The sequence below is a fragment of the Haladaptatus pallidirubidus genome (assembly GCF_020700235.1).
GTDB lineage: Archaea > Halobacteriota > Halobacteria > Halobacteriales > Haladaptataceae > Haladaptatus > Haladaptatus pallidirubidus.
In genome coordinates this window covers 2,726,698-2,744,625 of the sequence record NZ_CP085301.1, presented here as the reverse complement: position 1 = coordinate 2,744,625, position 17,928 = coordinate 2,726,698, and the positions used below count along the sequence as shown (strand labels likewise).

Below are 17,928 nucleotides of genomic sequence, written 5' to 3'. Positions count from 1 at the left end.
ATCAGCAATACGAAAGTGAGAGTGGTGGAGATTCGTCGGTAGCACGTCACGACAACACATGACCACCACCGCAATCAGCCACATGCCCCCCAACTGATTCGCTCCTCGCTGACGCTCGGTCGCTCATCCCTCACGTGATATTCAGATGGCCTACGGGTATCCCGCAGGCCTCCCGACACACGCGCCGCTGGATTTTTGCGGAGGTTTCGGCAATCAAACGTTCCGCATGGCGCGCGCTGGTGAGCCTTCGAGGACGCATCGTCCGAGAAGGCTCGCTGAAGTCGTGCGAGGGATAAGCATCGCAACGACCGCAGGGAGTGAGAAGCGCAGTCGGTTGGGGAGGTGTGCGGCCCGCGGTTGCGGTGCGGTTTCAGTGGAGTCGGCAACAGCTAACTCGAAAACAACCAGCTCTCACCAAGCAAGTCATTCAAGCAAGCCGCGCAGAAACGACCTCAGTGAAAGCAAATCAACGACGACGGAAACGCTCCATTCAAACCGACTACTCGTCCAGAACGTAACCGCCGTCAACGTCCACGTCGAACGACTCGCCAGCAGAGTCGGGAACCGTGAACGAGAGCGAAACGTCCTTGAGGTACCGATTGCCGCGGACGTGTTCCTCACCCAAAGTAAACGTGGTTCGGTCGCCATCGACGGCGAGCCACGCGGTACCTTTGGCACTGCCGGACACTCGCGCAGTCGCCGACACATGTTCGCCGGGCGAGGGAGACCCCAACACCGAGAACGACACCAGCGAGAGTTGGGGCGTTCCGACCGCGACGGAGACGGATTCCGAAAGCGTCTCGCGGTAGGTAGCCGGGTCGTCGTTGTCCCCATCGCCGCCAGTGTCGTCATCTCCGCCGCCACCGTCCCCGTTTCCGCCATCCCCTCCTTCGCCGGGTTCATCGGTCAACAACTCGACGCCCAACTCGGACTCCACGTTGCTGATTTTGTTGAAAATCGTCTGGCGCGCCGAACCGGCGAACAGCAGGCCGACGAGTTCGCCGGACGAATCGAGGAAAACGGGCGACCCGCTGTCGCCGCCCTCGGACATCGCGCCCGCGATGCACTGGTCGCGGAGGGTGAGCGTTCCGGCGTCACCGAACCGAACCCGAACGCTCGCGCTGGTCGCTTTGACCTGACTTTTGGTGACGCCGGTGGTTCGGCCGGTTTTCGTGACCGTCTTGCCCTTCATCGAACGATACTCCTCGCGTCGGACGGTAGTCGGCCACGAATCGTCCAGTTCGTGATACTCCGCGGAATCCTGCTCGGGGTCAACCGACCGCGCCGCCACGTCAACCACCGCGCCGTCTTCGACGGTGACGTAGCCCAGCAGTTCGCCGGTTTTGTCGTCCGGAAGGCTTCCGCCGTCGGTCGACGACGGTTGGACGATGGGTTCGCCGAACTCGGCCTCGTTGATGCGCGCGTAGACGTGATTGTTCGAGAGACGGACGAGGTCGCCCTCTGAAACCGCGTCGCTCCATTTCGCCGTCGAGGTATCCGCCACGCGGGCGGGATACGGCCCGGCGGTGGCCGCCGACGCTTTCGCGTTGATTTCGCTGACGCCGCCGACGACCGGCCGGTGTCGCTCCTGTCGGTCCGCCTGCGCCTCCGGCACGGATTCGACGCGCGAGAGCGCGTCGAATCCATCGCGCTCCTCGTCGAATCCCGCGTCCTCGACTTCGAGGGTGACGTCGGAGACGCGCAGTTTCACGTTATCCTCGTCGGCGAGTTCGCTGTCCGGAAGTTTCTGGGAGACGAACACCGTGAGCGTGTTCGTCTCCTCGTCGTACTCGACGCCGAGAACGTTCTTGCAGTCGAGCAGGTCTTCGAAGTCTTCGGTGTGGGTCATGGATGTGTGTGGTAGTTCGGTGTCGATTTCCAAAGCTCTATTCCCGTAATTGTTAATTTAAATTAGCATATCTCAGTATGGTATTTTTGCCATCTGCCAGCCATATCGTTCCGCAGCACCTCACGGAGGACATGACGAGCAGGAAGTCAAAACCCAACCTGTAAACCGTTAAGTGGCACGCGCCGCGACTCTCCGGTAGCATGAGCGACCTGCCGGACGATTTCAAATGCACGATTACCAATTGGGACTACATCTACGGTCTCTGCCGCGGCGTGAGCGAGCAGGTGAAAGTCTCCGACTTCGAACCCGACGTCATCGTCGCGCTCGCACGTGGCGGCTGGTTCGCCGGGCGATGTATCTGTGACTTCCTCGGACTGGACGACCTGACGAGCCTCAAGATGGAACATTACGTCGGAACCGCCCAGAAATCGGGGGAACCCGAGGTTCGCTACCCGATGCCGGAGGGGAGCGTCGAAGGCAAGGACGTTCTCATCATCGACGACATCGCGGACACGGGCGGCTCCATCAAACATGCCGAGGAGTACGTCACCGAGCGAGAGGCCGGTGAGGTTAGGACGGCGACGCTCCAACTGCTCCAAACCAGTGAGTTCGACCCCGACTACGTCGGCGAGCAACTCGAAGAGTGGGCGTGGATAGTGTACCCGTGGAATTTCATCGAGGACATGATAGACATCACCAGCGGCGCACTGGACAGAGCAGACCAAGAGGTGTTCACGAACGACGACGTTCGTCACTATCTGAACGAGTACCACGACGTCGAGCGCATCCAGATGGAAATCGCGCAACCCGACCGACTGGACGAGGTTCTCACCGAAATGGTTCGCCGCGGCCTGCTGTCACGCAAAGACGGCGAATGGCGACTGTTAGAGAAGGCGACCGGCGGGCAGTAACGCGACGAGGAAGATGGACACCATCGAAGCTCTCTCCCAAGCGTTCGCGTTGAAAGACGAACGACGGACCGGATGGCAACTTCGGGGAATCGCCGACCCCGAGTCGGTCGCCGGACACACGTGGGGGGTTGCGTTGCTCTGCTTACAGTTCGGAGCGGAAGCGGGCATCGATACCGACAGAGCGCTCCGCATGGCAATCGTCCACGACGTGGCCGAGGCGAAAACAGGCGATGTCGCCACCCGTGTGAGTGACGCCGACCAGCGCGTTCCGTCTGATGTGAAACACCGCGAGGAACGAAACGCGATGAACAGTCTCGCCGAACCACTCGTTCCCGACGTGCGCAACCTGTGGGAGGAGTACGAAGCCCGGGAGACGCCCGAATCGACGTTCGTCAAAGATATGGACTTGGTAGACATGTGTCTGCAGGCGCTCGTGTATGAGCGTGAGGGACGATATGACGGCGAAAGTGAACATTTCAAGGAGTACGAGGATTTAGACGAGTTCTTCGCAACGGCGGAGCCGCGACTTCGAACGACGGTCGGCAATCGCCTCTTCGAGGAAATCAAGATGCGCTATGAAACCGTTCGTGACGCGAAACACGGATAGCACGACCGCGAACGGCGCCAGTGAGTAACTAATCCGCGGGTGTCGGCTCCGCTTCCGTCACGACCGCCTTTTTCCACGTTCCACGAAGGAACCACGCGACTGCGGCGATTGCGCCGACGATGTCACCGAGTGCGACAGCGACCCATATTCCGTTCGGTCCCCAGCCTTCCACGAAGACGAGGTAGTATGTCGCGGGAACCCGGACGACCCACAGCGTCACCATCGAAAACACCAACGCGGTTCTGGTGTTACCCGCGCCGCGGAACGCACCGAGGATGACCTGCAACACGCCCATGAAGACGAACATGGGTGCCATGATTGCGGAGATAGTCGCTCCCGTGTTTGATTGTTTCCGTGACCCGGGGTTCGTCGGCGGACAGGAACACCGAAACGAGCGGCTCGGGGACGAAGAAGGCGACGAGCGCCACCGCGAACATCACGCCCGCAACCAGCCCTCCGGCGAGTCGCACTGCGCGCTCCGCGCGGTCAGCTCGCTTCGCGCCGAGATTCTGGCCGACCATCGTGTTGGTCGCCTGTCCGAGTCCCATCGCGGGGAGGAAAACGAGCGAGGACAGTCGATTACCCAGTCCGTAGGCCGCGACGACCGCTGGTGGAAACGTCGCAACCATTCCCGTGAGGACGACCATCGCCATCGAACTCGTGGACTGCTCCGCCGCGGTTGGCACGCCGAGTGTGACAATTTCTCGGATTCGGTCGACGTTCGGCCTGAGGTGGTGCAGTTCCACCTGCGGTCCGATATCGGTACCGAATATGACGTACAGACCCAAAATCGTCGCAAGCCCCCGAGAGAGAACGGTCGCTATCGCGGCACCCTCGATACCCATTCCCTCAATCGATCCCCAGCCGAAGATGAACAGCGGGTCGAGAACCACGTTCACGAGGACGCTGACCGCCATGATTCGCATGGGCGGTTGCGTCTCGCCGTACCCCTGCATGAGTGCGGAAAAGACGAAGAAGCCGAAGAGAAACGGCGAGCCGAGGAAGAAAACGCGCATGTAATCGGCGGCCATCGGCACGATGTGCGTGGCGGTTCGCTCGTCCGCGGGCAACAGACCGAGCATCGGGTCGACGAGAAAGTAGCCGACGACGGCGATACCGACCGCCATGATTGAAACAAACGAGAGCGTTTGGCCTGCGATTGCGTTGGCTTCCTCGTCGCCGCCCGCCCCCGTGTGTTGTGCAACGAGGATGCTTCCGGCGGTGGTGAATCCGCCGCCGACCGAGATGAGAAAGAAGATGAGCGGAAACGCCAGCGACAGCGCACCAACCGCGTCGGAAGAAAGCGCGCCCAGCCAGAACGTATCGGCGATGTTGTACGTGACCTGTAGCAGCTGAATAACGACGATGGGCCACGCGAGCCTCACCATCGGGCCGACGAGCGACCCCTCGGTGAGTCCGTTAGTAGGGCGCGTAGAGGGCATGAGACGTAATGAATCAGTAATACTACTTCAACTCTCGTACCGTGTGTTGGCACGTAGCATAAGGTGGGAGAACGGCGAAACGAAGTCGGATCTGTCCGGAGACGAACCAATCCGGGACGAACCGGTTCGATACGAACCCGTGTCGTTTAGGTGACTGCCGAAACCAACGTCACCCATGATCGGCTTCATCGGCGGAAGCGGCATCTACGAGGCACTGCCACTCGAAAACACCCGGGAGGAAGAAGTGACGACGCCGTTCGGCGAACCGAGCGCGCCCGTCACCATCGGCGAAATAGCGGGGAAAGAAGTCGCGTTCCTACCCCGACACGGTCCGAAACATCAGCGAACGCCCACGGAAGCGCCGTACCGGGCGAATATCTACGCGCTGAAGGAACTCGGCGTGGAGCGAATTCTGGCCAGCAACGCGGTCGGAAGCCTGCGCGAGGAACTGCCGCCGCAGACGCTCGTGATTCCCGACCAGATTTTCGACCAGACGAAACACCGAACGCCGACGTTCTTCGGAAGCGGAATGGTCGTCCACATGCCCTTCGCCGACCCGTACTGCCCGCACATGGTAGAACACCTCTCGGAATCGAGCGACGAAGCCACCGACGCGAACCACCACCGGGGCGGCACCTACGTCTGCATCGAGGGGCCGCAGTACTCGACGCGCGCCGAAAGCGATTTCTACCGCCAGCAGGGCTTCGAAATCATCGGCATGACGGCGATTCCGGAGGCCAAACTCGCCCGCGAAGCCGAGATGTGCTACGCGACCGTGGCGGGCGTCACCGACTACGACGTGTGGAAGGAAGACAGCGAAGTCACCTTGGAGGAAGTGCTGGAAAACGCCGCGGAAAACGAGGACGCTATCAAGCAGGTCGTGGAACACGCGATTCTGAATTTGCCCGAAGAACGCGACTGTGACTGCGGGCACGCCCTGGAAGGCACCATCAACACCCCGACGAAAGCGATCCCGGCAGAAAAGCGGGAAGAAGTCGAACTGCTCGCCGGACAGTATCTCGACTGAGGTTCGGGGCACCGACGGACGAGCGACCAACCGATTTTTTGTCCGAAATCCGAATATCGGAAAACCGATCTCGTTCTCTCCGACGCGTGTCGAGCTGTTGCAACCGGTCGAAAACCGGATACGCCGAAATTCACGGCTCGTGGGGATCCGCATCGATAGTCAGCTTCTGAATCGACCTACCACGCAGTTTTAACCCAAATCAGGAGTACCACTACTCATGAACGACGAAACGCTCGTGATGACGCCGGGACCGACCGCGATTCCCGTGGATGTCCGAAACGCGATGGCCCGATCGGCGATGAACCCCGACGTTGACCCCGAATTCGCGTCGTACTACGAAACCCTGCTCGACAAACTGGCGCGAGTGTACGACACGAACGACGAGATGGTCATTTTGGGTGGCGAAGGAATTCTCGGTCTCGAAGCCGCGGTCACCTCGCTGGTCGCCTCCGACGAGGACGTACTGTGCCTCGGCAACGGACTGTACGGCGACGGATTTTCGGACTTCGTGGAGATGGCCGGCGGGAATCCGGTTTCGCACAGCATCGACTACACCGACGGATTCGACGCCGACGAAATCGCCTCGTTGGTCGAGGGGAATGACTTCACCGCCGCGACGATGGTTCACTGCGAGACGCCGACCGGACTGCTGAACGATTTCGAGGAAATTCTGACGATACTACGAGACGCAGGGATCCTCACCGTCGTTGACGCGGTTTCCTCCCTCGGTGGGACTCCGGTTCCGGTCGAACACATCGACGTCTGTCTCGGCGGGTCGCAGAAATGTTTCAGTTCGCCGCCCGGTCTGACCACCGTGTCGGTCAGCGATTCGGCGTGGGAGAAAGTCGAGAACACCGAACAGGATTCGTTCTACACCAGTTTGGAACCGTGGCACGACCCGGATTTCTCCTTCCTTCCCTACACGCACCTAGTGTCGAATCTGTACGCGCTGGACGCATCGTTAGACCGGATTCTGGACGAAGGTTTGAAGTCGGTGTTCGCCCGCCACGAAGAGACGGCGCAACTGTGTCGAAAGCGAGGCCGAGAACTGGGCCTGGAACCGTTTCCCGGGACGGAATCGCTGTGTTCGCCGACCGTCACAGCGTTTGAAATCGAAGGCCGAGCAAAAGAAATTCAGCGACGGCTCCACGACAGCCACGATGTTCTCGTGGCGACGGGACTCGGCGAGATGGCGGACGACATCCTCCGCATCGGACACATGGGCTACAACGCGCAAAAATCACGCGTCGAAACGACGATGGACGCCCTCGAATCGATTCTCGATTGATTCGGAACGTTCAGTCCGCAAGCAGTTCCGCCGCTTCTTCGTCCTTGTCAGTTTCTCGATTCTCGTCACCATCCACGTCTCCTTCAGAACCGCGAGCGTCCTGCACCCAGAGGTCGCCGAACAGGTCGTCCTGTTCGAGCGTGAGAAAACTGCGATGGGCGAGGAACAGCAGCGCGAGATAGGTTTCGACCCGTGACGGGCCGACACCGTCGATTTCGGCGTACAAAACCTCGGTTCGTCCCGCTTCGTACTGGGAGACGAGGGCCGTTTGAACGTCGTCGATGACCGATTCGATGTCCTCGTCGTGGGTCGTGCCGGTCACCTCCGACTCGGTCGGTTCGTCGTCGAACCGCATGTCGTCACCCGAGTGGTAGTCCAAGGTTTGCGTCCCTCGGCGGAACCCCTGCGGCGAGTCGCTGGTGTCGTAGGTTCGCGACTCTTTCCACCACGACCCGCGCTCGCGTTCGCGCAGGTCGCGGACGAGTTCGTCCAGCGTTTCCGGATTACCGCGGGCGTGCTTGCGGTCGAGTCTGCGCTCCATCTCGTCTTCGAGCGAATCCACGGGATCGAATCCGCCGTCGTCCATCGCGCCATCCATCGCCATCGGCGCTTCCCACGGTTCGAGTTCCTCTTCTTCGGGTTCGTCGTCCGCGAGGAGCGCGTCGCTCTTCATCCGGAGGAGGACGCTGGCGTAAAACAGCGCCCGCCCGGACGTTCGGAGGTCGGCCTCGTCCAATCGGGCGAGGAACTTGTCCGTCACCTCCACGATGTCGATGTCCCACGGTTCGATTTCGCCGTCCTCAGCGAGTTGGACGAGCAGTTCGACGGGTTCGACTTCGTCGTCCGCGGTGTGTTCGTCGGGGCGATGTTCGGACGCGACTCCGTCAATCATCCGCGGGCACCTCGTGTTCTCCGTCCAGTCTGATGCCGGTGACGCTGCTCACGTTGTTGCCCTGCATCGTCACCCCGATTGCGCGCTCGGAGCGTTCGAGCATCGCGGAGCGGTGCGAGACGACGACGAACTGGGCGTCGCCCGCGAGTTCGTCCACCATCTCACCCACTCGCTCCGCGTTGACGGCGTCGAGGAAGGCGTCCACCTCGTCCAACGCGTAGAACGGCGCGGGGTTGTACCGCTGGATGGCGAAGATGAAGGCGAGGGCGGTGAGCGATTTCTCGCCTCCGCTCATCGCGTCGAGTCGCTGAACCGGCTTATCGCCGGGTTGGGCCTTCATCGTCAGGCCGCCGTCGAACGGGTCGTCCTCGTTTTCGAGGAACAGTTCGCCCGACCCTGCCGAGAGGCGCGTGAAGATGTCCCGAAACTGGGAGTCGATGGCGTCGAACGCCTCCATGAACGTCTCCTTTTTCTGCGATTCGTAGGAGTCGATTCGCTCCCGGATACCGTCCCGCTCCTCCACGAGCGTCGCTTTGCGCTCCTTCAAATCGTCTAAGTCGCTTTCGACCTCGTCGTATTCGTCGATGGCGAGCATGTTGACGGGTTCGAGCGCCTCCATCTGGCGTTCGAGGCGGTCGATATTGTCCCGAACCTCGTCGTGGTCGGGAACGTCATCGGGGTCGTACTCCCCGACCTCCTCTCGGAGTTCGGCCACGTCCTCTTCGAGGCGATTCGCGCTCCGTTTGAGGCTTTCGAGGCGGTTTTCGACCGCCTCGACCTGCGAATGCTGTTCGTCGCGTTTCTCCTTCGCTTCGCCGAGTTCCGCTTTCAGTTCGGCGCGCTCCTCTTTGCGTTCCGCGAGTTCGGATTCGAGTTCCTCGACCGCTTCCCGCTTCGATTCGAGGGTTTCCTCGCCATCCTCAATTTCCTCTTCGAGTTCCTCAATGCGTTCTTCCTGCTCGGCTTTGCGGTTCTGCGCGGATTCGATGTCGTCGTGCAGGCCGTCGATGGCGTCTTCTGCGTACTGCTTTTCGAGTTGCAGTTCGTTCAGTTTGCCGTCCAACTCGTCCATCCGGTCTTCCAACTCGCCGATTTCGTCCCGGATTTCGTCGGCCTCGCTCGACAGTTCGGGAATCTTCGAGTCGGCGAGTTCGGCTTCGAGTTCGGCGATGTCGTTCTCGATCTCGGCAATTTCCTCCTCGTAGGCCGAAATCTCCGCTTCGAGTTCCTGCATCCGGTCGTTGACCGACTCGCGTTCTTCCTGTACGTCCTCGATTTCGGCTTCGAGCGACTCGATGGTTTCCTCGATGGATACGATTTCCTCCTCCTTTCGCTCGATGTCGCTCTCTATCGCGCGGACTTGGTCGGTCGCATCGGTCTGGCGGTCGCGCGCGTCATCCAACCGGTCTTCGACGCCGCGGATGGACTCTCGAACCGACTGGCGTTCTTCCTCCAACTCGTTGATTTGCCGGGCGACGCGCTCCAACTGTCCTTTGCCGGACGCCGAAAACGAATAGCGCGACCCGCCGGTCGAACCGCCGGTCATCGCGCCGCTCTTTTCGACCAGCTCGCCCGACAGGGTTACGAGGCGGAAGTCGCCCATCAGTTCGCGGGCGGTTTCCATGTCCTCAACGACCAGCGTGTCGCCGACGACGTAGGAGAAAACGCCCGAATATTCCGAATCGAAGTCGATGAGATTGTAGGCAAAATCGACCACGCCGGGCATGTCGGGAACCGACGGCAGTCGGCGGTCGTGCATCTTCGTAATCGGGAGAAAGGTCGCGCGACCAGCGTTTCTGCGCTTTAAGTACTCGATACAGCGCTGGCCGACGCCGTCGTCGTCTACGACGACCTGCGACATACGGCCGCCTGCCGCGGTTTCACAGGCGGTGGCGTACTGCTGGCCGACGCTTCCGAGTTGCGCAATTGTGCCGTGGACGCCGTCCAAATCGCCGTTCAGAATCGTGGAAACGGCGCGACCGTACGAGGAATCGCCGCTCTCTTCCGCGCGAGCTTCGAGTTCGGCGTACTTTTGCTGTTTCGACTGGAGTTCGTTTTCGACCGAATCGAGGTCGGACTGCAGTTCCCGCTTTTCGGCTTTCAGGTCGTCTACGACGTCGCCGATTTGTTCCGCGTTTCGCTCGGCTTTCAGCAGTTCGTCCGCGAGGTCGTCCAGTTCGGTTTCGATATCCGGAATCCGATCGCGGGCCGAGTCGAGTTCGTTTTGCTTCTGGTTGACCGCGTCGGAGCGCCGCCGAGCCTCGTCGAGCAGACGGTCTTTCTCGCGCTGGCGCTCGTTTTTCGTGCTCTTTTCGTCTTCGAGCGCGTCCTTCTTTTCCGCGAGGTCGGCTTTCACCTCGTCGTATTCCGTATCGACGTTGTCGATTTCCGCCTCGATTTCGGCGAGTTTGGCTTCCTTCGTGCCGATTTCGCCCTTGACGGAGGCTTTCTCGATTTTGATGTCGCGGATGTCGCCGTCCAATTCGTCCACCGTCTCCTGCTTGCGGTCGATTTCGACGAACGCCTGCCGCCTGCGGTTTTCCGCGTCCTGAATCTTCTCTTCCGCGGATTCGATTTTGTCTTCGAGACGCGAAATCTCGCCTTTGACCTCCTCGATTTCGCTCTTGAGGGCGAGTTGTTCGTCCTCGCCCTTGCGCTCGATTTCCGCGTTGAGTTCTTCCAGTTGGTCTTCGAGGCGAACGACTTTGCCCTGTCGCTCGTCCAGTTCGCGCTGGAGGGAGGCGAGTTCGTCTTTTCTGCTCTCGATGTCGTCGCGGGTGTTTTCGAGATCGGCCCGCTTCTCTTCGAGTTCCGCGGCTTTGAGGTAGCCTTCGTACTCCGCTTTTTCCTCGCGAAGACCCTTGTATTCGAGCGCGGTTTCGCGCTCGTCGCGCAGTTGGTCGAGTCGGTCGTCCTTCTCCTCGATGCGGAGTTCGGCCTCCTCGACGCGGTCTTTGACCACTTCGAGTTCTTCGAGCGCGGCGTCCTTTTTCGCGTCGAACTCCGCGACGCCCGCGATTTCGTCGATGATTTCGCGGCGCTCGTACGGCGTCATGTTGATGATGCCGGTCACGTCTCCCTGCATGACGACGTTGTACCCTTCCGGGGTCACGCCCGCCTGTGCGAGCAAATCCTGGATGTCCGAGAGGTTAACCGACCGGCCGTTCAGGTAGTAGTACGAGTAGTAGTTGTCCTCGGTCTGTTTCACCCGGCGCTTAATGGTGATTTCGTCCACGTCACCGACGCTGTCCGTTCCGGCGGCGTTGACGACCTGCGTTCGGTCGAGCGTTCCGTCGGAGTTGTCCAGAACGACCTCGACCGACGCTTCGAGCGGGCCGTTTTTCGTACCCTCACCCTCGTCGTAGCCGGGGTTGTAAATCAGGTCGGTGAGTTTCTCGGCCCGGATACCTCTCGTTCTGGCCAGTCCGAGCGCGAAAAGGACGCTGTCGATGATGTTGCTCTTTCCGGAACCGTTCGGCCCCGTGACCACGGTGAAATCCTCGTAGAACGGGATTTCGGTCTTCCGGCCGAAGCTCTTGAACTTGTCGAGGACGAGCTTTTTGATGTGCATGGGTTGCTCGTAGGAGAGGGTAGCCCCCTACGCCACGATGATGTCGTCGCCCAGTCCGGACGTACCCTCGTCGCTATCGTCTGTTTCGTCCTTGGACTCCTCGGTTTTAGCCTCTTCGACCTCGTTCGATTCGTTCGATTCCTGTTCGGCCTCCAACTCGCGAATTCGCTGATTGGCGTCCACGAGTTCTTCTGTCAGTCCGCGAATCGTCGCGTCGAGTTCTTCGACCCGCGATTCTAGATTGGCGATTCGGTCGCGCTGGCTAGTCATATCACGTATGCGTCACGGTTTCCTCATAAAGGTGCGTCAGACGTGCGGCAGACACGGGCGATATATGACAATTACCATTGGATTGATTAATTAAAAGTTGTACTATAATATAATATAGTTATGCTATTAATGTTGAGTATATGCACTACTGTTGTTTAGTGACAGATCTGGTAACATATACAAGATACTTTGAAGAATGACGTTCACCTTGTAAAACTATCTCAGATTTCACGCTTTTTGGACGGCGAATCGAATCTCACGGCACAGAAGCGCGGCGTCTCGGCCCTCGAACGAGTGCTGGCAAAGTACGAGGACGAATCAGTCGTAATCGGCGGCCACGGCAACCTCATGACGCTCATTTTGAACCACTACGACGACCGATTCGACTTCGATTTCTGGAACGGGAAGCTGACGATGCCAGACATCTACGAAGCGCGGTTCGATGGGAGGGGCATGGTCGAAATAGAGCGACTGTATTCGAGTCCGGAGTGAATTTGAGATGGGTTTGAATTGAGCCAAATTTCCTGCAATTTTCTCCCGAACTACCGAACTTCGAGAACAGATACACAAAACATATTATCGTGGACGAGTGGAAACGAACAAGATGGGGAGAGACAACTGGACACGACGCTCAGCCCTCCAGTACTGCGGTTTGGGCATCATCGCGCTCGGCGGCTGTATCGGCGGGGAGAGCGACCAGCAAGTCGGGGAAAACGGGAACCCGGATGACAAGACAGGGACGACGGAAACGACTTCCGACGAGACAGGAGATTCGGACGAAGCGGAAAAATCGACCACCGAAAACGCAGTAGGTTCGTCCGATACGCATCCGGTAAAACTTGCAATCAGCAGTTACGCGAACAGCGACCACACGGTCACGGCGATGGCGACGAAAGGGGGATCGTCGGTGCTGGACGAAACGGTCACGCTTCCGATAAACGACGCGGTGACGTTCGAGGACGCGTTGGCCGTTCCGAGTCAGGGTTCGGTGGAGTACGAAATCAGCGTCTCGGTGCAGGGCGGCGCGACGGTAACGAAGAAATTCACAGTCAAGAGCAGTCACGACGTCCACGCGATTTCGGCGGTCATCATGTCCGCGGACAACATCCGTTGGGGAACGAACGCCCACTGAACGTCCGCATCACTGAACGCCGACCGTTCGACTGATACCCGCGAGACGACCCATCCCGTAGGTTTTTAACTTGTACCGAACCAACCAGTTAGCAATGACTGCTCAGGTTGTCCAAGAGGGCGAACACGTGGCCGTTATCGGCCTCGAAATCCACGTCCAACTGGAGACGGACACGAAGATTTTCTGCGGCTGTTCGACGAACCAAGACGACCCGGAACCGAACACCTACACCTGTCCGGTCTGTCTCGGTCTTCCGGGCGCGCTCCCGGTGCTGAACGAATCGGCTGTCGAATTCGCCGTGAAGGTCGGAAAAGCCATCGACGCCGATATTCCCGAGGAGACGCGCTTTCACCGGAAAAACTACTTCTATCCCGACCTTCCGAAGGGGTTCCAGATTACGCAGTACGACGCACCGATCTGTCAAAATGGTGCACTCGAATTCCAGCACAAAGGCGAAACCCGAACCGTCGGCATCCACCGCGCGCACCTCGAAGAAGACCCCGGCAGCCTCCGGCACGTCCGCGACGGGAGCGGAAACATCGACACCCGAACCACCGGCATCGACCGGGCGGATTACACGCTGGTCAACTACAACCGCGCCGGGACACCCCTGATGGAAATCGTCACCGACCCGGACTTCCGCAAGCCGGGCGAGGCGGTCGCCTTCCTCGAAAAACTGGAAGAAGTGCTCGAATATCTCGGCATCTTCGATTCGACCCGGGACGGCAGCCTGCGAGTCGACGCGAACCTCTCGCTCGTCCCTGCGGAGGATGTGAACGGTGACGGTTCGATTTCGGACGAGGTGCTAGCGGACGCGAACCGAACCGAAGTGAAGAACATCTCCAGTCACAACGGCGCGGAAAGCGCGCTCGCCTACGAGGAGAGTCGCCAGCGGAACCTCATCCGACGTGGAAAGGCGGTCGAGCAGGAAACGCGCCACTTCAACGAAACGCACGGTTCAACCGTCTCGATGCGCTCGAAGGAGGAAGAGAAAGATTACCGGTACTTCGCCGAAGCCGACCTTCCACCACTGCAGGTGAGCGACTGGAAGGAGCGACTCGAAATTCCGGAACTCCCCGACGCCCGTCGGGAGCGATTCCGCGAGGAGTACGGCCTGAGCAAGGAAGCCGCGAGCAAACTCACTTCCAGCAAGCAGGTGGCGGACTTTTACGAGGACGTGGCCGAGGAGTTCGACCCCGACCTCGCCGCGGCGTGGGTCGCCGACAGCCTGCTCGGCGAACTCAACTACCGCGACATGGAAATCACGGACGTCGAGGGGCGACTGGGCGAGTTCAAGACGCTCATCCGCCTCGTCGCCGAGGACGAGATTACGGCGAAAAACGCGGAGGAGACCGTCCTCCGCGAGATGCTGGACGAGGGTGACGACCCCGAAACAGTCATCGACCGCGAGGGACTCGGCAAGGCCGATTCCGGCGAAGTCGAGCAGGCGGTTGAGCAAGCAATCGAGGAGAACCCGGACACGGTAGAGGACTACCACGCCGGGGAGGGCGGTGCCATCAACTTCCTCGTCGGGCAGGTCATGCAGAAAACCGGCGGCAGTGCTGACCCCGGTTCCGTTAACGGGATGCTTCGCGAGCGATTGGACGAATAGTAGGAATTGCGGTTACAGTGGTCGGGCTTTGTTTAGATGTCAGAGAGAATGATTCACTTCGGCAAACGAACCTATTTCAAAGCCAGCGCTGAGCAGTGTGTCCTCCCGTCTCTGAACTCGTTTTGGAAGCCGCAATGAGGAATGTCGAGCTTGCTTCCTTCGGCTAGTACAGGAAAGATGTCTAACAGTCATAGATTATTATGGAGCGTTAGCGCCGGTCGTTCATCGTGAGGCAACGGTGTTTGCCACCCAACCACCGACACGACCGAATCCCAGACCGAATATGGGGGCGACGCACAGAATCAGTCCACTGGCGAAGACGAAGAACACGACTCTGGACAGCGGCCATGCCACCGCCGTACCTACTGTCACAATGAACGTGAGCACTGCGAGGACGCCGTCCAGGAAACCAGCACGGAGTCCGGCAGCATCCGGGTCTGCCGAGCGGATTACGGCGATGACTCCCGCGATGAACGCTCCAATTGTCATGGTGCCACCACCGATGGTCGCCTCCGAGTTCGGTAGCCAGTTTATAACCGCAGCGACGGGTAGCGAGGCTAACGCGCCGATGAGAGCGAATCCCCATGCTGTGGAGAGGGTGCGGACGCGGAGAGGTAGCATCATATTCATTTCAGAAATTATTTGTGAAAAATAATATAATTTTCGTAGGTCAGGCGGTGGTGGCGTTGCGGGGATTGGTCGTGATTTCCGACCCAACGGCGGAAAACGTACAGACTCTCCGCCGCGACCACGACGCACCAGTTTGTGGTCACGAAGACGGACTCGCAACGTTTTGGTCGTGCATCGCTAACCCGGCGAAGGGATGTACTTCCTATTCGCTCTGTGCACCGTGCCGAAACGAGTACGTTTGGACAGTTTCGCCCGGGAAAGAGTGAATTTCGGCGAACTACCCCAAAACGAGGTAACATCGTTAAACGTGATTTCGAACTAGTTCAAGTTTCGAAGAGGTTTCATAATTTATAATTTTATGCTTCAAAAATATATATCACCGTCTATACGAGTGGAATAAATGTACCATGCCATCAAGACGAGACGTACTCAAAACGTTCGGCACGGCAGGAACAGCAGCGGTGACGGTCACGGGACTGACCGGATCCGCATCGGCCGCTCCCGGTTCCATTCCGTCCCACTACCTCAATCAGTATCAGGCGACTGGAGCCAACTACGGCATCGACTGGACGTACCTCGCGGGCGTCGGGTGGATAGAGACCCACCACGGCCAGTACACGGATGGGTGTGCCACCTCCTCGGCGGGGGCACGCGGGCCGATGCAGTTCATGCCCTCGACGTGGGACTACTACGGCCTCGACGGGAACGGTGACGGCGACGCGAACATCTGCGACTATCGGGATGCGATTCCTTCCGCCGCCTACTACCTCACGGATTCGGGCGCGCCGGAGGACTGGGACAGCGCGCTATACGCCTACAACCACAGTTGGAGCTACGTCAACGACGTGAAAGACGCCGCCGCGTACTACCGTGACGCCTACGGTGGCGGCGGGGGCGGCGGTGGCGGATTCGTGGACGGCGACCGCGTCACGCCGACCGCCAACCTGAACACGCGCGAACAACCCGGTACCAGCCAGCCAATCGTCGCCACGATTTCGCCGGGCGAAGTCGGCGAAATCATGAACGGCCCGACCGACAAAAACGGCTACACGTGGTGGGGCGTCCACTGGCTCGACCGCAACGTGTGGGGCTGGTCCGTCGAGCAGTACCTCACCGACGCGTAGACGCTCACTTCACCGTTTTTGACAGAATAAAGCTAAATTTCGGCATCGGCTTAGTCCGCGGTAGCCGGTTTTTTCTCTTCGTCCAGCACGCCGTGACGCCAATGGCCGAGGCTAAACCAGAGGATACCTACGACGAACGACCCGATGGCCGAAATCGACCACGCCCACCAGAGTCCATCGACGCCCCACGCCAGCCCCGAAAGGGTGAGCGGACCGAGTTGGAACGTCCATCCGTAGGCGAGGATGGCCGCGATGGGGAGGCGGAGCACCCAACGCGAGAGGAACGAGAGGGCCATCGCAACGCGGGTGTCGCCCGCCCCCCGGAATCCACCTTGTATTACCATTAGCCCGCCGAAGAAAGAGAGGAACAGCCCGATGATGTGGAGGAAATTGATGCCCTCCGCGACCACCGCAGGGTCGTCCGTGAACACCCGCATGGCGACGCCGGGAAACGCAACCATCAACCCACCTGCGACGGAGAGGACGGCCAACGTTCCGATGGTGGCCTTCCACGTCACCTCCGCAGCTCTGTCGGGGGTTTCCGCGCCGAGATTCTGTCCGACGCCGGTCGCGGTGGCCTGTCCGACCGCACCGGAAACCGTCCACGAAACGGACATCATCCGGACGCCGACGCCGTAGGCGGCGGTGGGCACCGCACCGAACCGGGCGACCAGCGCGGCCATCGCTACGGCGGCGAAACTGCGGGCCGCGCCGTCGATGGTCGCGGGATAGCCGATGGTGACGAGTCGCTTCAACACCGGCCAGTCCGGCGAAAGGTCTTCGAGGCGAAGCCGAATCCCCCAGTCACCTCGGAGAAGGACGTAGACCCCGACGATGGCCGCGAACACGCGGGCGATGAGCGTGGCGACCGCCGCACCGCGCGTTCCCATTCCGTCGATCGGCCCCCAGCCGAGGATTAAAATCGGGTCGAGAATCACGTTCATCCCCGCCGAGAGCACCATCAGCCACATCGCGGTTCGGGTGTCACCGGCCCCACGAAGCACGGCCCGGAAGACGAAAAAGAGGAACGTGAACGGAATGGAGAAAAACAGCACCTCGATGTACTGAAGGGACTCGACGTACACCTGTCCCTCCGCGCCGACGAGCGTGAGCAGCGGCCGACGGAAAACGTAGCCTAACGCCGCGAGGACGGTTCCGAGAAGTACCGTCAGAAGCGTCGTCTGCGCGACGACGTTGTCCGCGGCGCGGTCGTTACCGGCCCCGACGTGCTGCGAGACGAGGGCGACGGAACCGGCGGTGAGTCCCATGGCGAGCGAGACGAACAGCCACGAGGTCGGAAACATGAGCGAGACGGCGGCGACAGCGGCGGTGCTGACTCGACCGACCCAGAACATATCCGCGAGGTTGTAGAACGTCTGGAGGAGATTCCCGACGACCAGCGGCCACGCCAAACTCGCCAGTTTCGGCGAAATAGAACCGGTGGTCATATCGACGCGACTCTGCGTTCGTCGGGACATGCGTGCGTCGTCACATTGGTCGAATGACCCTTAAACACACGTGTTCGGCCCGTCCTCTGCCGGATTGTGAAAAGTCGTACTTTCCTTTCGAAAAC

The 17,928-nt window shown here is 59.9% G+C and carries 15 protein-coding genes and 1 pseudogene; 9 read left to right on the top strand and 7 right to left on the bottom strand.

Annotation, left to right across the window (positions count from 1 at the left end; all coding sequences use genetic code 11):
- Positions 1 to 499 precede the first annotated feature (499 nt).
- Complete coding sequence (locus LIX15_RS14855) at positions 500 to 1,849, bottom strand: chymotrypsin family serine protease (protein ID WP_227773941.1); 1,350 nt, start codon at positions 1,847 to 1,849, stop codon at positions 500 to 502.
- 200 nt (positions 1,850 to 2,049) lie between these two features.
- Between LIX15_RS14855 and LIX15_RS14850 the strand changes: the two genes are divergently transcribed.
- Together LIX15_RS14850 and LIX15_RS14845 are read left to right on the top strand one after the other, a co-directional pair.
- Positions 2,050 to 2,760, top strand: a complete 711-nt coding sequence (locus LIX15_RS14850) for a phosphoribosyltransferase (protein WP_227773940.1) — start codon at positions 2,050 to 2,052, stop codon at positions 2,758 to 2,760.
- Positions 2,761 to 2,773: 13 nt separating this feature from the next.
- Positions 2,774 to 3,367: an HD domain-containing protein gene (locus LIX15_RS14845; protein WP_227773939.1), complete on the top strand. Its 594-nt coding sequence runs from the start codon at positions 2,774 to 2,776 to the stop codon at positions 3,365 to 3,367.
- 28 nt (positions 3,368 to 3,395) lie between these two features.
- On the opposite strand, the pseudogene LIX15_RS14840 reads toward LIX15_RS14845, so the two are convergent.
- Positions 3,396 to 4,809, bottom strand: a pseudogene (locus LIX15_RS14840) (MATE family efflux transporter).
- 175 nt (positions 4,810 to 4,984) lie between these two features.
- On the opposite strand from LIX15_RS14840, the gene mtnP reads away from it, so the two are divergent.
- Both mtnP and LIX15_RS14830 read left to right on the top strand, forming a co-directional pair.
- Positions 4,985 to 5,836: an S-methyl-5'-thioadenosine phosphorylase gene (gene mtnP / locus LIX15_RS14835; protein WP_227773938.1), complete on the top strand. Its 852-nt coding sequence runs from the start codon at positions 4,985 to 4,987 to the stop codon at positions 5,834 to 5,836.
- A gap of 217 nt (positions 5,837 to 6,053) precedes the next feature.
- The gene (locus LIX15_RS14830; RefSeq protein WP_227773937.1) at positions 6,054 to 7,124 is read left to right on the top strand and encodes a pyridoxal-phosphate-dependent aminotransferase family protein; all 1,071 of its coding nucleotides are present in this window, start codon (positions 6,054 to 6,056) and stop codon (positions 7,122 to 7,124) included.
- 10 nt (positions 7,125 to 7,134) lie between these two features.
- On the opposite strand, the gene LIX15_RS14825 is transcribed toward LIX15_RS14830, so the two are convergent.
- Genes LIX15_RS14825 through LIX15_RS14815 form a run of 3 tightly spaced genes read right to left on the bottom strand, consistent with a single transcriptional unit; the run spans position 7,135 to position 11,857 of the window.
- Positions 7,135 to 8,016, bottom strand: coding sequence for a segregation/condensation protein A (locus tag LIX15_RS14825; protein ID WP_227773936.1), 882 nt, complete (start codon positions 8,014 to 8,016; stop codon positions 7,135 to 7,137).
- Positions 8,009 to 11,587 carry a chromosome segregation protein SMC gene (gene smc, locus LIX15_RS14820; protein WP_227773935.1) on the bottom strand — a complete coding sequence of 1,193 codons (3,579 nt, stop codon included), beginning with the start codon at positions 11,585 to 11,587 and terminating at the stop codon, positions 8,009 to 8,011. The genes LIX15_RS14825 and smc overlap by 8 nt, the downstream gene beginning before the upstream one ends.
- Positions 11,588 to 11,614: 27 nt before the next feature.
- Entirely contained in the window at positions 11,615 to 11,857 is a 243-nt protein-coding gene (locus LIX15_RS14815) for a DUF7518 family protein (protein ID WP_227773934.1), read from the bottom strand.
- Between the two features lie 237 nt (positions 11,858 to 12,094).
- Between LIX15_RS14815 and LIX15_RS14810 the strand changes: the two genes are divergently transcribed.
- The 3 genes from LIX15_RS14810 (at position 12,095) to gatB (ending at position 14,601) form a co-directional block, all read left to right on the top strand.
- The gene (locus LIX15_RS14810; protein WP_265338375.1) at positions 12,095 to 12,349 is read left to right on the top strand and encodes a histidine phosphatase family protein; all 255 of its coding nucleotides are present in this window, start codon (positions 12,095 to 12,097) and stop codon (positions 12,347 to 12,349) included.
- A gap of 112 nt (positions 12,350 to 12,461) precedes the next feature.
- Entirely contained in the window at positions 12,462 to 12,989 is a 528-nt protein-coding gene (locus tag LIX15_RS14805) for a hypothetical protein (protein WP_227773932.1), read from the top strand.
- 94 nt (positions 12,990 to 13,083) lie between these two features.
- Positions 13,084 to 14,601, top strand: coding sequence for an Asp-tRNA(Asn)/Glu-tRNA(Gln) amidotransferase subunit GatB (gene gatB / locus LIX15_RS14800; RefSeq protein WP_227773931.1), 1,518 nt, complete (start codon positions 13,084 to 13,086; stop codon positions 14,599 to 14,601).
- 222 nt (positions 14,602 to 14,823) lie between these two features.
- Here the strand turns inward: gatB and LIX15_RS14795 are convergent, their stop codons facing one another.
- Positions 14,824 to 15,225 (bottom strand): DUF5518 domain-containing protein, encoded by a 402-nt coding sequence (locus LIX15_RS14795; protein WP_227773930.1) that lies wholly within the window; start codon positions 15,223 to 15,225, stop codon positions 14,824 to 14,826.
- Positions 15,226 to 15,302: 77 nt separating this feature from the next.
- Here LIX15_RS14795 and LIX15_RS14790 point away from each other — a divergent pair, with 77 nt between their 5' ends.
- Both LIX15_RS14790 and LIX15_RS14785 read left to right on the top strand, forming a co-directional pair.
- The gene (locus LIX15_RS14790; RefSeq protein ID WP_227773929.1) at positions 15,303 to 15,497 is read left to right on the top strand and encodes a hypothetical protein; all 195 of its coding nucleotides are present in this window, start codon (positions 15,303 to 15,305) and stop codon (positions 15,495 to 15,497) included.
- A gap of 141 nt (positions 15,498 to 15,638) precedes the next feature.
- Complete coding sequence (locus LIX15_RS14785) at positions 15,639 to 16,355, top strand: lytic transglycosylase domain-containing protein (protein WP_227773928.1); 717 nt, start codon at positions 15,639 to 15,641, stop codon at positions 16,353 to 16,355.
- A 50-nt stretch (positions 16,356 to 16,405) separates the two neighbouring features.
- Here the strand turns inward: LIX15_RS14785 and LIX15_RS14780 are convergent, their stop codons facing one another.
- Positions 16,406 to 17,833 carry an MATE family efflux transporter gene (locus LIX15_RS14780; protein WP_227773927.1) on the bottom strand — a complete coding sequence of 476 codons (1,428 nt, stop codon included), beginning with the start codon at positions 17,831 to 17,833 and terminating at the stop codon, positions 16,406 to 16,408.
- Between the last annotated feature and the right edge of the window lie 95 nt (positions 17,834 to 17,928).